The organism is Enterococcus sp. AZ088 (assembly GCF_051714845.1).
Lineage (GTDB): Bacteria > Bacillota > Bacilli > Lactobacillales > Enterococcaceae > Enterococcus > Enterococcus faecalis.
The window spans coordinates 1,744,002-1,765,167 of sequence record NZ_JBIOSQ010000001.1 but is presented as its reverse complement, the minus strand read 5'-3'; the positions used below and the strand labels follow the sequence as shown (position 1 = coordinate 1,765,167).

17 protein-coding genes and 1 CRISPR repeat array are annotated in these 21,166 nt (G+C 37.8%); of the genes, 14 read left to right on the top strand and 3 right to left on the bottom strand.

Annotated features, from left to right (window positions below):
• Positions 1–172: 172 nt before the first annotated feature.
• From IGL17_RS08640 to mnmA, 4 genes are all read left to right on the top strand, one after another.
• Positions 173–1,147: a ribose-phosphate diphosphokinase gene (locus IGL17_RS08640; RefSeq protein WP_002362076.1), complete on the top strand. Its 975-nt coding sequence runs from the start codon at positions 173–175 to the stop codon at positions 1,145–1,147.
• Positions 1,148–1,303: 156 nt separating this feature from the next.
• Complete coding sequence (locus IGL17_RS08635; RefSeq protein ID WP_002360007.1) at positions 1,304–2,449, top strand: cysteine desulfurase family protein; 1,146 nt, start codon at positions 1,304–1,306, stop codon at positions 2,447–2,449.
• A gap of 67 nt (positions 2,450–2,516) precedes the next feature.
• Complete coding sequence (locus IGL17_RS08630) at positions 2,517–2,861, top strand: DUF1831 domain-containing protein (RefSeq protein ID WP_002356959.1); 345 nt, start codon at positions 2,517–2,519, stop codon at positions 2,859–2,861.
• 225 nt (positions 2,862–3,086) lie between these two features.
• The gene (gene mnmA, locus IGL17_RS08625) at positions 3,087–4,211 is read left to right on the top strand and encodes a tRNA 2-thiouridine(34) synthase MnmA (RefSeq protein WP_002362075.1); all 1,125 of its coding nucleotides are present in this window, start codon (positions 3,087–3,089) and stop codon (positions 4,209–4,211) included.
• A gap of 180 nt (positions 4,212–4,391) precedes the next feature.
• Here the strand turns inward: mnmA and IGL17_RS08620 are convergent, their stop codons facing one another.
• Positions 4,392–5,630 carry a multidrug efflux MFS transporter gene (locus tag IGL17_RS08620; protein WP_016618437.1) on the bottom strand — a complete coding sequence of 413 codons (1,239 nt, stop codon included), beginning with the start codon at positions 5,628–5,630 and terminating at the stop codon, positions 4,392–4,394.
• Positions 5,631–5,646: 16 nt separating this feature from the next.
• Positions 5,647–6,162: a YbhB/YbcL family Raf kinase inhibitor-like protein gene (locus tag IGL17_RS08615; protein WP_002362073.1), complete on the bottom strand. Its 516-nt coding sequence runs from the start codon at positions 6,160–6,162 to the stop codon at positions 5,647–5,649.
• A 132-nt stretch (positions 6,163–6,294) separates the two neighbouring features.
• Here IGL17_RS08615 and IGL17_RS08610 point away from each other — a divergent pair, with 132 nt between their 5' ends.
• From IGL17_RS08610 to cydC, 8 genes are all read left to right on the top strand, one after another.
• Positions 6,295–6,864: a TetR/AcrR family transcriptional regulator gene (locus IGL17_RS08610; protein WP_002411399.1), complete on the top strand. Its 570-nt coding sequence runs from the start codon at positions 6,295–6,297 to the stop codon at positions 6,862–6,864.
• 97 nt (positions 6,865–6,961) lie between these two features.
• Entirely contained in the window at positions 6,962–7,327 is a 366-nt protein-coding gene (locus tag IGL17_RS08605) for a DUF1033 family protein (RefSeq protein ID WP_002356966.1), read from the top strand.
• Between the two features lie 130 nt (positions 7,328–7,457).
• Positions 7,458–9,539 carry a DNA topoisomerase III gene (locus tag IGL17_RS08600; RefSeq protein WP_002388224.1) on the top strand — a complete coding sequence of 694 codons (2,082 nt, stop codon included), beginning with the start codon at positions 7,458–7,460 and terminating at the stop codon, positions 9,537–9,539.
• Positions 9,540–9,623: 84 nt separating this feature from the next.
• Positions 9,624–10,487 (top strand): AraC family transcriptional regulator, encoded by an 864-nt coding sequence (locus IGL17_RS08595; RefSeq protein ID WP_016618438.1) that lies wholly within the window; start codon positions 9,624–9,626, stop codon positions 10,485–10,487.
• A gap of 157 nt (positions 10,488–10,644) precedes the next feature.
• A CRISPR array of direct repeats spans positions 10,645–11,274; the repeat unit is 36 nt; unit sequence GTTTTAGAGTCATGTTGTTTAGAATGGTACCAAAAC.
• Positions 11,275–11,746: 472 nt separating this feature from the next.
• The gene (locus IGL17_RS08590; protein WP_002356974.1) at positions 11,747–13,165 is read left to right on the top strand and encodes a cytochrome ubiquinol oxidase subunit I; all 1,419 of its coding nucleotides are present in this window, start codon (positions 11,747–11,749) and stop codon (positions 13,163–13,165) included.
• Complete coding sequence (cydB, locus tag IGL17_RS08585) at positions 13,162–14,175, top strand: cytochrome d ubiquinol oxidase subunit II (protein WP_002356976.1); 1,014 nt, start codon at positions 13,162–13,164, stop codon at positions 14,173–14,175. Before IGL17_RS08590 ends, cydB begins: the two co-directional genes overlap by 4 nt.
• 4 nt (positions 14,176–14,179) lie before the next feature.
• A complete protein-coding gene (gene cydD, locus IGL17_RS08580) occupies positions 14,180–15,913 on the top strand; it encodes a thiol reductant ABC exporter subunit CydD (protein ID WP_016618441.1) in 1,734 nt (577 codons plus the stop codon).
• Positions 15,910–17,676, top strand: coding sequence for a thiol reductant ABC exporter subunit CydC (gene cydC / locus IGL17_RS08575; protein ID WP_002411395.1), 1,767 nt, complete (start codon positions 15,910–15,912; stop codon positions 17,674–17,676). Before cydD ends, cydC begins: the two co-directional genes overlap by 4 nt.
• Before the next feature lie 79 nt (positions 17,677–17,755).
• Here cydC and IGL17_RS08570 read toward each other — a convergent pair whose 3' ends face one another.
• Positions 17,756–18,736 (bottom strand): polyprenyl synthetase family protein, encoded by a 981-nt coding sequence (locus IGL17_RS08570; protein ID WP_002360015.1) that lies wholly within the window; start codon positions 18,734–18,736, stop codon positions 17,756–17,758.
• Between the two features lie 121 nt (positions 18,737–18,857).
• On the opposite strand from IGL17_RS08570, the gene IGL17_RS08565 reads away from it, so the two are divergent.
• Together IGL17_RS08565 and IGL17_RS08560 are read left to right on the top strand one after the other, a co-directional pair.
• Positions 18,858–19,763: a prenyltransferase gene (locus tag IGL17_RS08565; RefSeq protein ID WP_002360016.1), complete on the top strand. Its 906-nt coding sequence runs from the start codon at positions 18,858–18,860 to the stop codon at positions 19,761–19,763.
• Positions 19,764–19,791: 28 nt separating this feature from the next.
• Positions 19,792–21,003: an NAD(P)/FAD-dependent oxidoreductase gene (locus tag IGL17_RS08560; protein WP_002360017.1), complete on the top strand. Its 1,212-nt coding sequence runs from the start codon at positions 19,792–19,794 to the stop codon at positions 21,001–21,003.
• Positions 21,004–21,166: the final 163 nt, after the last annotated feature.

Sequence of the window (21,166 nt, the reverse complement as noted above, 5' to 3'; positions counted from 1 at the left end):
GGGATAGTTTAAGAAAATGCAAATAATTTTTAGGCGCACCTAAATACAAGCGCTTTTTTCACAAAGAAAACCGTTTCTTTCAATAAATTAAGGAGGATCCCATGATTTTTATGACAAAAAATGGTAGAATATGAATGAAAACGACTATTATTTTATATTGACGGAGGATATCATGACCGAAAACTATCAAGATGACACCTTACGCATCTTCAGTTTAAATGCAAATCGACCACTTGCTGAAAAAATCGCAGCATCAGTAGGAACAGAATTAGGAAAAAGCACCGTGCGCCAATTTAGTGATGGCGAAATTCAAATTAATATTGAAGAAAGTATTCGTGGCGATCATGTCTACATCATCCAAGCAACGAATGCTCCTGTAAATGATCATTTGATGGAATTGCTTATTTTAATTGATGCATTAAAACGTGCTAGCGCAAAAACAATTAATGTTATTTTGCCTTACTATGGTTATGCTCGCCAAGACCGCACAGCGAAACCAAGAGAACCCATTACTGCGAAATTAGTTGCTAATATGTTGGTAGAGGCAGGCGCAACACGTTTGTTGACATTAGACTTGCATACTGTTCAAGTCCAAGGATTTTTTGATATCCCAGTAGATAATTTATTTACAATGCCTTTGTTTGCTCATTATTATCGTCAACAAGCATTAGTAGGGGAAGAAATTGTGATTGTTTCGCCTAAAAACAGTGGCGTTCAACGCGCACGTAGTTTATCGGAGTACTTAGATGCGACCTTAGCAATTGTCGACCATGAAGAGATTGATGGGGTGCGCCAAGAAGGTTACGTTATTGGGAATGTCGCTGGGAAAAAATGTATTCTTGTTGATGACATTTTGAATACTGGTCAAACGTTAGCCACAGCGGCGGAAGTTTTAATGAAAAATGGTGCGCAAGAAGTGTATGCTTGCGCCTCGCATGGTTTGTTATCAGAAGGCGCAAAAGCAACCTTAGAAAATGCGCCGATTAAGGAAATTAGTATTACTGACTCTGTTTATACGACAGCAGACCGCCAACCAGCAACCTTGAATATTATTTCTTGCGCTGAGTTAATGGGGGAAGCGTTACTTCGTATTCATGAAAATAAACCAATGAGTCCATTATTCCGTTTAGAACCAAAAGGAGAATAAGTGATTCCTTAAACTAGAAATAGGTCTAACAACTTTAATAGTGTTGGGCCTATTTTTCTTATCTCTTTTATAAATAGAAGAGAAAGTATTCTGATTTTGTGTTTTAAGCTTTTTATGCTAGAATAACGCCAGAACATAAGGAAAGGGACGAGTCATTTGGAACCCATTTATTTAGATCATGCGGCAACAACACCGCTTCATCCAACGGTCATTCAAGCGATGACTGAAAATATGCAAACGACTTTTGGCAATCCATCAAGTATTCATCAGTTTGGACGAAAGGCACACGGTCTTCTGGAAGAAGTGCGTCAAACGATTGCCGAGAGCTTACAAGCCAAACCCCACGAAATTATTTTTAATAGTGGTGGCACAGAAGGGGATAACACAGCCATCTTGGCAGTTGCTTTTTCTCGTCAAAAGGAAGGAAAACATATTATTACTACGGCAATTGAACATCCCGCTGTGTTACGAACGATGGAATACTTAGAAACGTTAGGCTTTGAAGTGACTTACTTGCCTGTGAATGAAAATGGTCAGATTTCAATGGATCAATTCAAAAAGTCTTTACGCGAAGAAACGATCTTGGTTTCAATGATGTATGGCAATAATGAAATTGGAAATCGATTACCGATTGCTGAAGTTGGTGCAATTCTTAAAAATCATTCGGCGATTTTTCATACAGATGCCGTCCAAGCTTATGGAAGTGAAGTCATTTTACCTCATGAATTAGGGATCGACTTATTAAGTATTTCCGCTCATAAAATCAATGGTCCAAAAGGCGTAGGTTTTTTATTTAAAAGCGATGCAATCCAATTACCACCTCTTTTACATGGTGGGGAACAAGAAGAAAAACGACGTGCGGGCACGGAAAACTTAGCTGGAATTATTGGCATGGGTACTGCCGTTTCATTACTAACTTCTGCAGAAAAGCAAGCAAGAAAAACAGCCTATCAAAGTTTTCAAACGATTATTTTAAAAGCGTTAGAAGAAGCCAATATTGATTTTTCAATTAATGGTGAACCAACCAATCGTTTAGCGCATGTCTTAAATCTTCATTTAAAAGGAATTCCCAGTGATTTGCTCTTAATGCATTTGGACTTAAGAGGTATTGCGATTTCAACAGGCTCGGCTTGTACAGCGGGAACTGTGGATCCTTCGCACGTGTTGACAGCGATGTATGGAGAAAATTCCTCGGCTATTAAAGAATCAATCCGGATTAGTTTTGGCTATGGGAACACACCAGAAGAAATTGCGACTTTTTCTGAAGTACTAGTTGCAGTGATTCAACAATTGAAAAAATAATCTGATTGCGGCAGCTACAGGTTTTCGCTATAATGAAGATAACAATGAAAATAACGAGGTGGAACCCATGGCATTTACAACAACGGCTGCTGTTGAAGGCTCAACAGTTTTTTACAAAGTACATCCTAGTGCAAAACGCTATACATTAAAAGATAACGGCTTTACTGAAACAAAATCAGGGAACTTTCAATTGATTCGTTCCTTAGATCCAACGCCTCAGAGAAATGAAGGCTTCAAATTGAAAATTACGATCACTGCTGATCTAAAAGAGTTGAAAATGTCCATTACAACGGCAAATGGTTTAAAACCAATGAATATTTTCAAGAATGAACAACATGAAATGAGTAAAGAAAAATACTTTTTCTTAATGGATGGCTTAATTAGCCGTGGTGTATTAGAGAAAGTAGAATAATTTAGAGAAACCTGAAGAAACAAGTGAAAGTAGCTTGTTCCTTCAGGTTTTCTGTTTATTTGAAAGCAATAGCTTGTTGGCTGTGTCTTTGTTCCAAGTATTTTCTCATTATACGCCCGGCTTGCTTTACTTATTTCAAAAAAATAGTATAATGAAAAGCACTGAAAAGTTACGACCTTCAAATCGTGGATGATTTCAGAATCTAATTGAAATGATGGTGATAAAATGGCAGATAACAGCAAAACGCGTGTCGTGGTAGGCATGAGTGGCGGTGTCGATTCATCTGTCACAGCGTTGCTTTTAAAAGAGCAAGGCTATGATGTAATTGGGATCTTTATGAAAAATTGGGACGATACAGACGAAAATGGTGTCTGTACCGCAACTGAGGATTATAAAGATGTCGCAAAAGTAGCGGATCAAATTGGGATTCCGTATTATTCGGTCAATTTTGAAAAAGAATATTGGGACCGTGTGTTTGAATATTTTTTAGCAGAATATCGGTTAGGACGGACACCAAATCCAGATGTCATGTGTAATAAAGAAATTAAATTTAAAGCATTCCTAGATTATGCTATGCAACTAGGCGCTGACTATGTTGCAACTGGCCACTATGCGCAAGTAGAAACAGATGAAAATGGCGTAGTGCATATGTTACGTGGAATTGATAATAATAAAGACCAAACCTATTTTTTAAGCCAATTATCACAAGCCCAATTGGCAAAAACAATGTTTCCATTGGGTGGCATGGAAAAGTCAGAAGTTCGTGCAATTGCTGAACGTGCTGGATTAGCCACAGCCAAGAAAAAAGACTCAACGGGCGTTTGTTTTATTGGTGAAAAGAATTTCAAAGAATTTTTGAGTAATTATTTACCAGCTAAAAAAGGCAACATGGTGACAGAAGATGGCGAAATCAAAGGACAACATGATGGTCTGATGTATTATACTATCGGTCAACGCCAAGGCTTAGGAATTGGTGGCGGCGGTAAAACACAAGAACCATGGTTTGTGATTGGGAAAGATTTAACTACCAATACATTATATGTGGGACAAGGATTTCACCATGAAAAACTATATGCAACACATTTAGAAGCTAGTGAGGTTCATTTTACTGTTGATACGCCAATGCCAAAAGAGTTTGACTGTACGGCTAAATTCCGTTATCGTCAAGCAGATATTCCAGTGCATGTTTCCTTATCTGAAGATGGCACAAAAGCAACCGTTACGTTTAAGGAACCAGCCCGCGCAGTCACTCCAGGTCAAGCTGTTGTTTTTTATGATGGAATGGAATGCTTAGGGGGCGGCTTAATTGATCGCGCCTACCAAGATGAAAAAGAACTACAATACGTCTAAAAAAGTTTCACGAGTTGTGAAACAAAAAGCGTATAGTTAACCAAAAGAAAAGCGGATATGCTGGTCATAAAACCAGTAAATATCCGCTTTTCTTTTTTGTTTTATATGCCTATTTTTTTTGAAATAAGAAAAAGAGAAAAATTAAAAATTCAAATTGTGGATAACTTTTCTGTGTATAACTTAGTCATCATTTTTCTCTTTTTTTAATTCGGCGGTGCTTCGACGAACCCATAGAAGGTTAATGAGAACCAGACAAGAAGTGGAAATAAAGACCCCACGATAACCGAAAGCGGCAGATACGCTTGAACCAATCATAGGACCAATCACATTTCCTGTCGCTTGGAAAGATTGATTGTAACTGAAAATACGACCTGCAGCGTCACTTGGGGAATAACGAGTGATCAACGTTTGAACAGCTGGTAGTAAACAGGCATCGGAAATCCCAACTAAGAAACGAAGCATGGCAAGCTGCCAGACATTTTGAACAAAGGCCATTGGTAGGTAAACGAAAATGGCTAAAATTAAGCCAATTGTCAAGATGCGTTCACTGCCAATACGATCGCCTAACCGGCCGAAACGAGGGGCGGCTATTAACGTTGCAATCCCTGGAATAGAAGCAATGACTCCGCTAATTAAGGTGACATTTCCGTGACCACCCAACAATTGTTGAATATATAAACTGATGATGGGACTAATTGAATTATTGGAAGCTTGAATGATTAATGTCGTAATAAACATTCCAAGAATCACGTGGGGATGTTCTAGTTTTTTTAAAATTTGTTTCCCAGATGCGGCTTGATTTTTTTCAATTGGCACAAACTCTTCATGGACAAAGACGAGACTCAAAACAAAAACGAGTAATAAAATCGTACCAGTAATGAAAAAGGTTGGCCGATAACCGAAAATAGAAGCAGTGACACCGCCCAAAAGAGGACCAAGCAACGTGCCGGTAACAGAACCAGTGGCTAAAGTACCAAGCACTTGACCGCTTTTTTCCTTAGGTGTGCCTGTAGCAACTAACGCAGTCGCATTACTGATATAACCAGAAAAAACACCTTGTAATAAGCGTAAGCCAATCAATTGATAAACACTTGTGACTGCGCCCATTAAACTAATGACGATAGCCATCCCTAATGAAGCGCGTAATAACATTAACTTGCGTCCTTTTCGGTCGGCTAAACGGCCCCACCAAGGTGAAACAATGGTCGTGACTAAAAAAGTGGAGGAGAACGTGATTCCGCTCCAAAAATTCAATTGTTGGTGGGTAAAATTACCTAATGTGTTGATATAAAGAGGCATGAATGGCATCACTAAGCTAAAGCCAATACCAGCCATAAATGTGCCAAACCATAAAACAAGCAGATTTTTTTCCCAAGGTTGTCTTGGACGGAAAATTTTACTTTTAATTAATTCATACATTCTATTTCCTCACTTTCTAGTAAAGAAATTCAAATTTGGCTTTGGCGAGTCGTTGATCATTCAATGCTTGATGCAATTCATTCGCAAAAAAGCCTTCTTTTAAATTTAGTGGATTTTTTGTAGCGTATACATATAACGTATAGGTGTGCACACCAGAGCGAGGACTTAACCCCAGATAACGTTCGGTTAACTCAGGTAACGTTTCAGTGGCAAGCGCTGGAATCATCTGTTTCCCCAAAGGAGAAGCAAGACTATTTTTTCCTTGAATGGTAGGCTTGAGTGCTGTTCGACTAAAGTCTTCAGGAATCTCATTGGTTACAGGAACATTGGCAGCTAACCAATGAATAAAAGGGAAACCGATTAGAGGAATCGTGTCATAATCAATTAATTCCCAGGATAAATAGCGGGCTTCTTTAGGAATGGCCGCTAAAGAAATAGGAAAAGATAAAATAGGACGTTCGTGTAATAAAAATTCTGCACTGGTTCGTTTGCCATAACGATCGGCCAAATGAGAACGGTTGGTAATATGCATGCCAAACAGCCTTCTTTCAAAAATGATGTTTACAAATTATTATTATAAACTATAATTTATAGTTTAAAAAGAGTCAATAGATATGATAAACTAATACTTGTCCAAAATTTAAGAATTGGAGGCGTCAGAAAGATGGCAAAAAAACGGAATTTAACGAAAGCCAAAATCCTTGAAAGTGCCCGCAACCTAGCGGAAGAATTGGGCGTTCACCAATTAACCTTTCAAAATTTAGCCGTTGATTTAGGCATCAAGTATCCTTCACTCTATAATCACTTTAAAAATATTGCTGAAGTAAAAAATGCTCTAGTGGACTTGTTAATTCAAGAATTAAATGATGCATTGCGAAGAGCCTTAGTGGGTAAGAGTGGCGCAGAAGCAATTCGGATATATGCTGAAACGTACCAACAATTTGCTTTTGAAAATTCTGCAGTCTATGAATTACTTATCAGTGTGCCGAAAACGCAAAACCAACAATTAATTGAAGGCATCCATGAAACCAATCAAATTATCTTACAACTTTTAGCTTTTTATCCATTTAATAATGAAGAACGACTGCACAAAAGTCGAGAATTACGTAGTTTAATCCATGGCTATATTACCTTACGTTTTTTAGGTTATTTTCAACGCGAAGAAGCCACGCCGGAAGAAAGTTATCGTCGCATGATTGAAGATTTTATTGCTTCTTTAGAAGTAGCAGGATAAAATAAATTTCAAAAATTTCTCAGTCCGAAACCAAATCCTTGCAACTTTTTCAGAAAGTGACTATGATACCTACAGTAGCAAAAAAAGGAGCGGTTCAATGTATCAAGTAATTACAATGTATGGCGACAATGAACCTTGGTGGTTTTTTGATGATTGGCAAGAGGACATTGTTCAAGAAAAAACCTTCGATAACTTGACCGATGCAGAGACATATTATGTGGAAGTTTGGCAAAAACTTTCTCAGAATTATACATACGTCAACACAAAGCCTAATTATTTAACGGCTTTCTGGAATGATGGGGAAGAACGCTGGTGTGAAGAATGCGATGAAGATTTACAACAATACTTCGGTTTAGCATTACTAGAAAATCATCATGCGGTTACTTTTGAAAATAAAGCTGAGTTTACCACAATATCGAATCATTTTGGCAAAACAAAATTCTGCAAACGGAAAGTTATTTGAAACGCATGAGTTTAAAGAAAAACCTCAGGGAATTTTCTTTAAACTCTTTTTCTATTCTCGGAATTTAGAGAAAATCGAGCTAATATTTGGTATAATACGAAAAGATAGCACTTAAAAAGGAGCGAAACTAGTGGTTGCAAAACAATTAATTATTGCTGAAAAACCTAGCGTAGCAAAAGATTTAAGCCGCGTTTTAGGAGCAAATCAAAAAAATAAGAATTATTATGAAGGACCCAACGTGATTGTCACCTGGGCTTTAGGCCATCTCTTAGGACTAAAAATGCCAGAAGATTTAAACAAAGAATGGCAAACGTGGCAAATGGAAACTTTACCGATGATTCCTAAGAATTTAGGGATTAAACCGTTACCGAAAACGGGACATCAATTAAAAGCGATTAAACAATTAGCTAATCGTAAAGATGTTTCTGAAGCCGTGATTGCCACTGATGCTGGTCGTGAAGGTGAATTAGTGGCCCGCTGGATTTTAGAATATGTCCGTTTTAACAAACCAGTCAAACGCTTATGGATTTCATCTCAAACAGACAAAGCCATTAAAGACGGGTTTAAGAAAATTCGCCCAGCGAAAGACTACGATAATTTGTATTACTCTGCCTTGGCGCGCGCAAAAGCTGACTGGTTAGTTGGGCTAAACGTCACACGGGCCTTGACAGTGAAATATCAAGATAACTTATCCGCAGGTCGTGTTCAAACACCAACTTTAGCAATGGTACGCCAACAAGAAAAAACGATTGAACAATTTAAGCCTCAAACTTATTTTACTATCTCGTTAACTGTTGAATCAGAAAAAGCAAAGATGACCCAAAAAAATCCATACGCTTTAAAAGAACGGCAGGAAGCAGAACAATTAGTCAAAGAACTCTCAAAACAAAAGGGCTTAGTTACCGATATCCAAGAAAAAGTTAAAACAGAAAATGCGCCGTTACCGTATGATTTAACCGAAATCCAGCGTGAAGCCAACCAGCGATTCCAATTTTCTGCAAAGAAAACGTTGTCTCTTGTACAAAGTTTATACGAAACCCATAAAATTGTTTCCTATCCTCGAACTGACAGCAAATATCTAACGACGGATATGAAAGGAACGATGAAAGAGCGCCTTCAAGCTATTGCTGATTTTTCACCAGAAGTGAAAGGCTACCTTAAAAATGGGGCCGTTGTTAAACAACAAAAAGTTTTCCAAAATGCAAAAGTCACGGATCACCATGGGTTGATTCCAACTGAACAACGTCCTCGTTATGAAAAACTAAGCAATGATGAACAAAAAATCTATCAAATGATTGTTCAACGATTCTTAGGTTTGTTTGCTGAGCCAAATCAAACCAAACAAACAAAAGTTACAGTCGCTTTTGGAAAAGAAACATTTGTCTTTCATCAAAATAAAGTAGTTGTTGCTGGTTGGAAAACAACAGCCGAACAGCCGCTATCCACTGTCCAATGGCAAAAAGGCATGACCGTTGCGCCAAACTTTACCATTAACAAAGAATTAACGTCGCCGCCAAAACCATTAACCGAAGGAACGTTGTTAGGAAAAATGGAGAAACACAGTTTAGGCACACCGGCAACGCGAGCTGAAATCATTGAAAAACTGATTAAATCAGAATTGATGGAACGAACCAATAGCGGTTTAAGTGTCTCTGCCAAAGGAAAGCAACTATTAGACTTGGTGAATCCATCACTTGTGACACCTGAACTAACGGAAAAATGGGAAAAGTCGCTCGAAGCAATCGCTTCGGGTCAACAAAAGAGTCAACTTTTCTTAAAGGATATTGAAGAGGATACGAAAAAATTAGTCCGTGAAATTAAACAAAGCGAGAAAAAATATCAAGATTTTTCCATTACGCAAAAAAAATGTCCAGATTGTGGCTCAAACTTACGGGAAAAAAATACGAAAGATGGGAAGATTTACGTTTGTACAAACCAAGAATGTTCTTATCGTCGGCGAAAAGATCCTAAAGTATCCAATCACCGTTGCCCACAATGCCATAAAAAAATGGTTATCATAGAAGGAAAAAATGGTCGTTCTTTCAAATGTAAATTCTGTTCGATTACTGAAAAAATTCCCGATAAAAAAGAACGAAAACAAAAAATGACTAAACATGAAGAACGTCGTTTGATGAAAAAATATTCACAACCAGACGAACCAGAAGAAAGTGCTTTAGCACAGGCTTTAAAAGCCGCTATGAACCAAGAGTAGCAATTTGACGAATGTTGACTCTAAATAATCAAGTCATCCTTGTTGGTCTTTAGTAAACTTTCAAATAGAAAGAGAGGGACACGGATGCTCGCAAATTTAAATCAAGCAATGGATTATATTGAAGAACATTTAACGGAAGAAGTATCCTTCGATGAATTGGCAAAAAAGACAGGGATTTCTGTTTACCATTTTAAACGAACTTTTTCGTTTATTGCGGGGATGAGTCTGGCTGAATATATTAAAAAGAGACGTTTGGCGGAAGCAAATTTAGCATTACTTGCTGGTGAAAAAGTGACAGATGTAGCTTTTAAATATGGTTATCAAAGTATTGAAGGATTCTCAAGAGCCTTTCGCGATTGGTCAGGACAAGCCCCTTCTGAAGTAATGAAAACACAAATCCAAAAAACGTTCCCTAAATTCTCTTTCTATATTGATATTAAAGGAGGACAATCAATGGATGTTAAATTGATTGAAAAACCAGCGTTTCAAATAGTCGGAGTTAGTCAGAAGGTTCCCTTGCAGTATCAAGGGGAAAATCAAGCAATCATGGAATTAGCACAGCGCATTACACCACAACAACGAGCGGAAATGCATACATTTGATGACATATATCCTCATCAAGTAGTAAATGCTTCTTTTGACTTTCAAGAGGGACGAACAACAGAAGGTGGAGAAATGACACACATGATTGGCTTTGCCACTTTGCAAGAAAATATCTATGAAGATTTGGAGCAACTAAGCGTACCTGCTCATACATGGGCGGTTTTTCCAAATGAAGGTCCTTTCCCACAAACATTACAAGAAACCTGGGCAAGGATATTCTCTGAATGGTTGCCTTCATCTGGTTACCAAGTCGTTGCAGCACCAGAAATTTCGTTTACGCAATATCAAGGACCAGCAGAAGCTAAGTACAGTGAAATCTGGCTCGCTGTTACAGCTACTAAATAAAGAAAACCCACCATTGAAAAATGGTGGGTTTTTCCGCCAAGAAGGAGAAAGTTTGGTATAATAAACGTGAAGAAAAAAATCAGACCTTCTAAACTGAAATCTAGCTATGGATAAGTGATGCGAATACGGAATCATGGAGAAAAAATAATTCTCCGAGGTTTTAGAGTCATGTTGTTTAGAATGGTACCAAAACCATCTATATAAGTTAATACCGTAAAAGTAAGTTTTAGAGTCATGTTGTTTAGAATGGTACCAAAACAATGCCAATATCGTTTAGTTCAGGTAAATCGTTTTAGAGTCATGTTGTTTAGAATGGTACCAAAACATGTCAAACTGATTATTATATCGACATTCGGTTTTAGAGTCATGTTGTTTAGAATGGTACCAAAACGCAACTATCTCCCAATATGCACCATAGTGGGTTTTAGAGTCATGTTGTTTAGAATGGTACCAAAACAGATGTTACAACAGAAACAACGCCTGACTAGTTTTAGAGTCATGTTGTTTAGAATGGTACCAAAACTTGGTTCGTTTGATATTCGCGGTCGCATCGGTTTTAGAGTCATGTTGTTTAGAATGGTACCAAAACATTTTTAGGAGTAAACACCACCGGACATAAGTTTTAGAGTCATGTTGTTTAGAATGGTACCAAAACAGGGTTACGATTGGGAAGATGAAAAAGTTTGTTTTAGAGTCATGTTGTTTAGAATGGTACCAAAACTGCTATCATAAATAACCTGTTGCGTGTAGTGTTTTAGAGTCATGTTGTTTAGAATGGTACCAAAACCTAAAGTGGGGACTGCGGGAACCGGTGGATGTTTTAGAGTCATGTTGTTAAAAAGCAAACTATCACTACAAGCAATCCGTAATTTTCATCACAAGATTAGAATTTTTATCATCAAAGACGAGCTGCTTCAATTTTCGGAAACTAATCAAGTGATAAGTCAAAATGTTGATAGATTGAGATTAGTTCTTCCTTTTTTTAGGAAGGGCTTTTTTTATTGATAGAAGAAAGGGAAGAAATCTTGGGAGCACCTAAAAAAATTGTGAGAAATGCTTCTGTATTGTTTGGTTTCTGCCTCAGAAAGTTGTATACTTAGATTGGAATTATTCTATATTACATGCATTTTCACACTTTTTGGAAAAGTTCACTTGAATTTTCTTTTAGTTTCGTAGATAAAAAGAGTCATCGCTAATGGAAATGAACAATTCAGGTAAGCTTGTTTCTTTGTGTGGAAGCAAATCAGGGAGGAAATAATATGTTTGATATTGTAACATTGGCGAGAATCCAATTTGCGATGACAACAGTTTTCCACTTTTTCTTCGTACCGTTTTCAATAGGATTAGCACTTGTTGTAGCAATTATGGAAACAATGTACGTTGTGAAAAAAGAGGAACGTTATCGTAAAATGGCCAAGTTTTGGGGAAATATATTCCTATTAAGCTTCGCTGTTGGGGTTGTAACCGGGATTATTCAAGAATTTCAGTTTGGGATGAACTGGTCTGATTATTCTCGATTCGTCGGAGATATTTTTGGGGCACCGTTGGCGGTAGAAGCGCTCTTAGCTTTCTTCTTAGAGTCAACATTCTTAGGTTTGTGGATCTTTACTTGGGATAAAATGAATCCAAAAGTTCACGTAACGTTTATCTGGTTAGTCGTATTCGGTTCAATGATGTCTGCTTTCTGGATTTTAGTTGCCAATAGTTTTATGCAACATCCAGTAGGTTATGTCATCAATAATGGCCGTGCTGAAATGGTGGACTTTGTAGCTGTCATCAGCAATCCAAAAGTTTGGTATGAATTTTCACACGTTATCATGGGCGCCTTTACATTGGGCGGCATGGCAGTAGCTGGTATGGCTGCTTTCCAATTGTTGAAAAAACGGGATATTTCATTCCACAAAGCATCTATGCGCATTGGCTTATGGGTTACTTTGTTCGGTTCAATCGGCGTTTTATTAGCTGGCGACTTGCAAATGAAAGCTCTAATTGAAGGACAACCAATGAAATTTGCGGCGATGGAGGGGGCCTATGAAGACTCTGATGATCCTGCTGCTTGGACATTGATTGCTTGGGCAGATGAACGAGAACATAAACAAGTTTTTGGTATCGATATTCCATATATGCTAAGTATTTTATCGTATAACAAATTATCAGGTTCGGTTGATGGAATGGATACAGTCAACAAGCGTTTGGTAGAAAAATATGGGGATGATAAAAATTATTATCCACCAGTTAACACTTTATTCTGGAGCTTCCGTATCATGGCTGGTTTTGGTGCCTTAATGTTATTGGTTGCTGCCTTAGGACTATTCTTTACAAGGAAGAAAAAACCATCGCTGTACGAGAAGAAATGGATGCTGTGGATTGTTGCTTTATGTACGTTCGCACCATTCCTTGCCAATACAACAGGTTGGTTAGTCACTGAATTAGGTCGTTATCCGTGGACTGTCTATGGATTATTTACGATTGAACAAAGTGTTTCACCAAATGTATCGGTTGCTTCATTAATTACGTCAAATGTCATTTATTTCTTATTATTTGCTGGTTTAGGTAGTGTCATGGTTTACTTGGTCATTTTAGAATTACGTAAAGGACCAGACTATGAAGCGAAAAAATTAGCGAAAGAAAATGAACCAGCGTTGGATCCATTTGATAAGGGGGTATTTGGCGAATGAGTACACTACAATTATTATGGTTTGTCCTTATCGGCGTCTTGTTCTCAGGTTTCTTCTTCTTAGAAGGATTTGACTTTGGTGTTGGAATGGCCGTTCAAACGTTGGCACACAATGACGACGAAAAAGATCAAGTCGTTGCAACAATTGGACCTGTTTGGGACGGAAACGAAGTTTGGCTATTAACAGCGGGCGGCGCAATGTTTGCCTCTTTCCCATATTGGTATGCTTCATTATTTAGTGGCTACTATTTAATTCTATTTACGATTTTATTTGGCTTAATTATTCGCGGAGTTTCCTTTGAATTCCGCCATAACATGCCGGAAGGTAAACGTCGTCGGATGTGGAACTGGACACTATCAATTGGTAGTTTCCTTGTACCGTTCTTCTTTGGTATTTTGTTTATCAGCTTAGTCCAAGGGATGCCTTTAGATGCAAACGGCAATATGCACGCGCAATTTACGGATTATTTTAATCTGTTTTCAATTGTTGGTGGAGTAGCCTTAACATTACTTTGCTACTTACACGGCATGAACTATATTGCTTTAAAAACAGAAGGCCCAATTCGCGAACGTGCTCGAAATTATGCAGAAATCTTATACGGCGTTTTATATGTCGGTTTAGTTGTTTTTGCAGTGTTGATGTACTTCAAAACGGACTTTTATGAAAAGAACTTTGCGGTCACTTTAATTTTAACGTTAGCAATTGTGGTCTTAACGGTCATTGCTAATGTTGGGGTGTTTAAACGCAAAGAGATGTTAGCTTTTCTAGCGAGTGGTTTAACATTAGTTGTACTAGTTGCTCTCTTGTTCAGTGGCTTGTTCCCACGTGTTATGATTGGTAGTGAAGGTTTTGATTTGTTGATTAAAGATGCAACAAGCACACCATATACACTAAAAATTATGACGTGGATTTCTTTAAGCATTTTACCATTCGTGTTAGCTTATACTGCTTGGTCCTATTATATTTTCAGAAAACGTATTTCACAGACAGCCGTACCAGAGGGGTATTAAATCTATGATTGATAAAGACATCTTACAGATGCCTAAAATCAAAAAAATTCTTGTCTTGCTTGCAGGTTTTTCTTTCCTGCAAGCAGTCTTTATAATTGGGCAAGCTTTTTTTCTTTCAAAAGCCATTGTCGGCCTTTGGAGTGGCGGGCATCTTAACCAACAACTACAGAGTATTTTACTCTTTTTTATTTTTTATCTTGGTCGACATGTTATTACGTATTTTCGTGAGAGAATGCTCGATACATTTAGTTATGAACGCTCGAAAGAATTACGCGAACAATTATTAACCAAAATTTTCCGTTTGGGGCCAAATGTTGTTCAAAAAAATGGAACTGGAAATATGGTTACCATGGCTTTAGAAGGCATCAGTCAAACCGAAAATTATTTACAATTGATTTTGACAAAAATGATGAATATGATGATTATTCCTTGGATTATTTTGGCCTTTGTTTTTACACAAGATATTCGTTCAGGCGTAACATTGCTGATTGTTTTTCCGATTATTATTATTTTTATGATTGTGTTAGGTTATGCAGCACAAAGTAAAGCGGACAAGCAATATGCGGCGTTTCAAATGCTTTCCAATCATTTTATTGATTCCTTGCGAGGAATTGACACGCTGAAACTGTTTGGGTTGAGTAAAAAATATGCTGGGAGTATTTACCATACAAGTGAACGATTCAGAAAAGCGACCATGAGTACGTTGAAAATTGCTATTTTATCAACCTTTGCGTTAGACTTTTTTACGACATTATCGGTAGCTGTTGTGGCAGTTTTCCTTGGATTAAGTTTATTAAACGGCACGATTTTATTATTTCCTGCCTTGGTTACTTTAATTTTAGCACCCGAGTTCTTTTTACCGATTCGTGATTTTTCAAGTGATTATCACGCAACCTTAGATGGAAAAAACTCTTTTCAAGCGATCCAAGCGGTATTAGCATTGCCAGAAGCAGAACAGACCGATGTGCTCACGTTAGATGATTGGCATCAAGAAAGTCAGTTGTCAGTCACAGCGTTAAATTTTTCCTATGAAGATACAACGCAAGAAGCGATTCAATCGTTGCAATTCTCTGTTGATGGTCGCAAAAAGATTGGAATTATCGGGGCGAGTGGTTCTGGTAAGTCAACGTTAATTAATTTATTAAGTGGCTTTTTATTACCAACAGAAGAAACGAGTCAATTGGCGATAAATGGTCAAACGATTCCACATTTTTTACAAAAAGACTGGCAAAAACAAATCCTTTATATTCCGCAAGCACCATATATTTTCCAAGATACTTTGGCAAACAATATTCGCTTTTATACACCTGAAGCGACAGATGAGGCGATTCAGCAAGCGATTCAGTTAGTTGGCTTAGACGAGCTGGTTAAAGACCTTCCCGAAGGAATTCATACCTTGATTGGGGAAAGTGGTCGAATGTTAAGTGGGGGACAAGCGCAACGAGTAGCATTGGCCCGCGCCTTTGTCGATCAAAAACGCCACGTCTTGCTGTTTGATGAGCCGACAGCGCATTTGGATATTGAAACAGAAGTTGAAATGAAAGAGCGCATGTTGCCATTAATGAACAATCATCTTGTCTTCTTTGCGACACATCGTCTGCATTGGATGGAAGAAATGGATTACATTTTAGTGATGGAAAAAGGTCAATTAGTGGAACAAGGAACGCTAGCAGAGTTGATTGAAAAAGATGGCTACTATGTTCAATTAATGAAGCAAATGAGAGGAGGACGCCAATGATGGAAAAACAGCCGACAACGAAAGACGTTTGGAAAAACGATCAATGGGTTCGTCCTTTTTTAAAACGCTATAAAAAAACCTTGTATTTTGCCTTACTTTTAGGCTTCTTGACGTTCTTTAGCGCAGGGGCATTAATGTTTACGTCTGGTTACTTAATCAGTCGTGCGGCTTCCTTACCAGAGAATATTTTATTAATTTATATTCCCATTGTTTTAACAAGAGCATTTGGGATTGGCCGTCCTGTTTTTCGTTATGTGGAGCGTCTAACGAGTCATAACTGGGTGTTAAAAATGACCTCTGATCTGCGCTTGAAACTTTATAATGTGCTAGAAAAAGATGCGATTTTCTTTAAGACAAAATATCGCACTGGGGATATCTTAGGTTTGCTTTCGGAGGATATTAATCATATCCAAAACTTGTATTTACGAACGATTTTCCCAACTGTTATTGCTTGGATTTTGTATATCTTTTTAGTGATTGCGTTAGGTTTCTTTTCTTGGTGGTTTGCTTTATGCATGTTACTGATGTTAGGAGTGGTTGTTTTTCTATTACCACTTGTTTCAGTTCTAGTGAATGGTGCGCGTCAAGAAAAACATAAATATGCCAAAAATGAGTTATATCAAACACTAACCGACAATATTCTAGGTGTGTCTGATTGGGTGTTTAGCCAACGAGGTGCTGAATTCGTTGCTCGTTATGAAACAGATGAAGCAAACGTTCGTGCATTAGATGAAAAAATGAAGCAATTTAACCGTGGCCGAGACTTTGTTTTACAACTTCTGTTCGGTGTGATTGCGATTGCTGTCTTAGCTTGGACTAGTGTGCGGTTTCCAGGTAATCATGGGGGCGCAGCCAATTGGATTGGTGCCTTTGTTTTAACCGTGTTTCCGTTAATTGATGCTTTTGCTCCGCTTCCTGCTGCAGCACAGGAAACAACGATTTATAAGGATTCCATTCGTCGTTTTAATGAGCTTCCTGAAGGGGAAGATGACTCAACAGAAGCGCCTGTTCAGCCAAATGGCACCAGTTTATCGATAGAACATTTGTCTTTTGCATATGAAAATCAAGAGAAAAAGGTATTAAATGACTTATCGTTAACAATTCCTGAAAAACAAAAATTAGCGATTTTAGGGCGCAGTGGTTCCGGAAAGAGTACGTTGGCTTCGCTCATTCGTGGTGATTTACGACCTACTTCGGGAGAAATCCTTTTAGGAAACATCCCAACTGAGGCATTTGGTGAGACGATGACTGAATATATTGGGGTTATGCACCAAGCGCCGTACCTATTTCGAACAACCATTTTAAATAATATTCGGATTGGTAGAGAAGAAGCGAGCGAAGCAGAAGTTTGGGCGGTTTTAGAAAAAGTTGGCTTAAAAGAAATGGTTGCCCAATTACCAGAAGGTTTACAAACAATGGTGGATGAAGCAGGTTTGCGTTTCTCTGGTGGCGAACGACATCGCTTGGCGCTAGCACGGATTCTTTTGCAAGATACACCAATTGTGTTATTAGACGAACCAACTACTGGTTTAGATCCAATTACAGAACAGCAATTGCTGGAAACCTTTTTTGAGGCATTAAAAGATAAAACCGTCATCTGGATTACCCACCATTTGCAAGGCGTAACTTTGATGGATCAAGTGATCTTTATTGAAGATGGCCAATTAGAGATGAGTGGTACACCAGAAGAATTACTTGCAACCAATGCGCATTATCAAAAACTTTACCGAATTGATCGTGGCATTAGTTCTTTCGAGGAATAAAAAAACGACTGGTTGTTGATTAAAGCAAACAATCAGTCGTTTTTCTATTTCAATTAATGGCAATTCTTCCATAAAACGTTTAAAATGAACGATGTAATAAGAGCTCAGTTAAGGAAAGTAAGGTTTCTTTTGCTGTGCCATCAGGCAATTGTTGAATATCAGTGATTGCTTTGTTGGTTACTTTTTTAGCAAAAGCTTGTGCTTCTGTAACGCCATGATAGTCGTTGACTAGCGCCGCAACTTCAGCTGCTTCTTCTAAGGTAATCGCGCGTCCTTTATCCAAATAAGGGCTGAATACGTCAGGTGCTGCTTGGTAAGCGAAGAGAAGGGGTAACGTATAAACACCTTGTGACAAGTCTTCTAAAGCGGGCTTTTTCAAGGTTTCCGTGTCAGCAGTATAATCTAAAATATCGTCATAGACTTGAAAAGCAATGCCAATATGACGGCCAATTCGTTTAGCTAAACGTTGGACTTCTTTTGAACTATGACCGAAATAGGCCCCTTCAAGACAGCTTAGTGAAAAAAGTTCGGCTGTTTTGCCGTTGACACTTCTTAAATAAGCAGGAATCGACATGCGGCGGTCAAATCGATGACTCATTTGATCGAGTTCACCAAGTAATAACCGTTTCATTCCTTGTGCATTGATTTTCATAAATTCAGAGCCATTCATGGCATCTGCAATCAAAGTAAAGAATTCAGTGAATAGTAAATCACCTGTGTAAACAGCCACGTCTTTACCATATTGTGATTGAATAGTCACAGCGCCTCGGCGCAATGGAGAATCGTCAATAATGTCATCGTGAATCAACGTAGCCATATGTAGGATTTCCAAAGATGCAGCTATTTTTAATAGTTGTTGTTTCTCTTGTTTTTCTTCATCACCCAGTTGAGCAAAAAGAAAGAAAAAAGCGGGGCGTAATAATTTGCCGCCAGAACGAGCCAAAGTTACTAAGGCTTCTTCAATGTCTTCGTTGCGTGTATGCAACGTTTGTTCAATTAATTCACATGTTTCCGTTAAAGAACGTTCAACGTCAGGAAACGACTTCCAAAATGTGTTCATAAATATACTACGATCCTTTCAGTGGTTCAATACTATTTGATTGTATACGAATTGGCGACAGAAATACAGTAATTAAGTTTTAAAAGTAACAAAGTTTGTAAAAAAGTAGCGGAGGGATAGTTTGAATCGAGAAATATTTTTTGAATTAGTAGAATTAAAAGCAAAAACAGCGAGTGTTTTGCCATTTTTGTTAGGAATTTGTTTTAGTTGGTACCAATATGGGCGGCTCCATGTTGGTTATGTTTTAATTTTTTTCATTGCGATGTTTATTTTTAATATGGCGGTCGATATTTTAGATAATTATAATGATTACCATCATGCTACAGAAGTTCATGATTATAAGGAAAAAACGAATATTATCGGTCGAGAAAATTTATCTTTGCCATTAATACGCAAAATGATTTTTTGGATGATTCTCGTTTCTGCTTTAATGGGGATTGGGTTGTCATTTATTGTTGGCTGGCCGTTATTAATTATGGGTCTTTATTGTTACTTAATTGGTATTTTTTATTCATCAGGACCGAAACCTTTGTCCAGTCTACCATTAGGGGAAGTTTTCTCAGGATTTACAATGGGGTTCATGATTACCCTTATTTGTGTCTACATTAATACGTTTGAAGTTTTCAATTGGTCAGCAGCTAATTTATGGGGGATTTTCTTAGTCGCTTTACCTAATACTTGTTACATTGCTAACTTAATGTTAGCAAATAATATCTGTGACTTAGAGGAAGATGAAAATAACAAGAGATATACATTAGTTCATTATCTTGGCAAAGCAAGTTCTTTGAAATTATTCGTCGGATTAAATACAATAGCAATGTTAGCCATTTTGTTAGCTGTCGGTTTAGGATTAACCCCGCCAACAATGTTACTCATGCTTTTAACTTTACCTTTTGTACGGAAACAAACCCAAGCCTTATTGAAGGAACAAGTGAAGAGTAAAACATTTGTTTGTGCTGTGAAGATCTTAGCTGTGGGAGCAACTGCACAAGTGCTATTTTTTGCCATAGGTTTGTGGTGGCTGTAAATTTTTTATAGAGTGGAAGGGAATCAAAATGAATAAGAAACATGTTGTTATTTTAGGTGCTGGTTACGCAGGCTTAAAAACATTACGCGAATTACAAAAAGGCGCCAAAGACGTCGAAATTACTTTAGTGGATCGTAATAACTATCACTACGAAGCAACGGACTTGCATGAAGTTGCTGCTGGAACACAACCAGCTGAAAAAATCACATACAATATTATGGATGTTGTCGATGAAAAAATGACCACCTTTATCCAAGGAACAGTTAAAACAATTGATGCTGCAACACAAACAGTTGCTTTAGAAGATGGTCAAACAATCAATTATGATTACTTAGTTGTTTCTCTTGGGTTTGAATCAGAATCATTTGGTATCCCTGGTGTGCAAGAACATGCTCTACAAATGGTAGATGTGAAAACGGCTTTAAACGTGTATGAACATATCCAAGAACAAATGCGTCAATACAAAGCAACTCAAAACGAAGAATTCTTAAAAATTGTTGTCTGCGGAGCAGGCTTTACAGGGATTGAATTATTAGGTTCTCTTGTTGAAAACAAACCAAAATTTGCTGAAATCGCAGGTGTCTCAGCAGATCAAATCCAAATTTATTGTGTCGAAGCAGTTACTCGCCTATTGCCGATGTTTAACGAAAAACTTGCGAACTATGGTGTGCAATTATTAAAAGATTCAGCTATTCATTTATTATTAGGTAAACCGATTAAAGAAATCAAACCAGGCGCAGTTGTTTATCAAGATAACGAAGCAGGCGACTTGGCAGAACTTTCTGCTAAAACAATTATTTGGACAACGGGTGTTAGTGGGAGCCACGTTGTAGGCGATTCTGGCTTTGAAGCTCGTCGTGGTCGTGTCATGGTTCAACCAGATTTAACAGATGCGAACCATAGCAACGTCTATATTATTGGTGACTGCTCAGCAGTTATGGATACAGAAACCAATCGACCTTACCCAACAACAGCACAAATCGCCTTGAAGATGGGCGCTCATGCTGCTAAAAATATTCAAGCACAATTGAAAGGGGAAGCAACTAAACCTTTCAGCTTTAAATCACAAGGTTCTGTTTGTTCTGTCGGAAATACACGTGCTTTAGGAATTGTTGGTAAAACAGACATTAAAGGATACCCAGCTTCATTCATGAAAAAAATTATCATGAACAAAGCGCTCTTTGAAACAGGTGGTACCAAAGAAATGATGGCTAAAGGTCGTTTCGACTTATACCATTAAGAATCAGCAAAATAAGAAATAATGGAACAGTGGTCAAGAGACCATTGTTCCATTTTTCTTAAATGAAAGTTTTAAAAAAATTTCCATGATTTTTCAAGTAAAATGAGGTGGGCACTTTTGTTCGATTCCATTTTTATGTATAATGAGAAGTGATGGAAAGAGG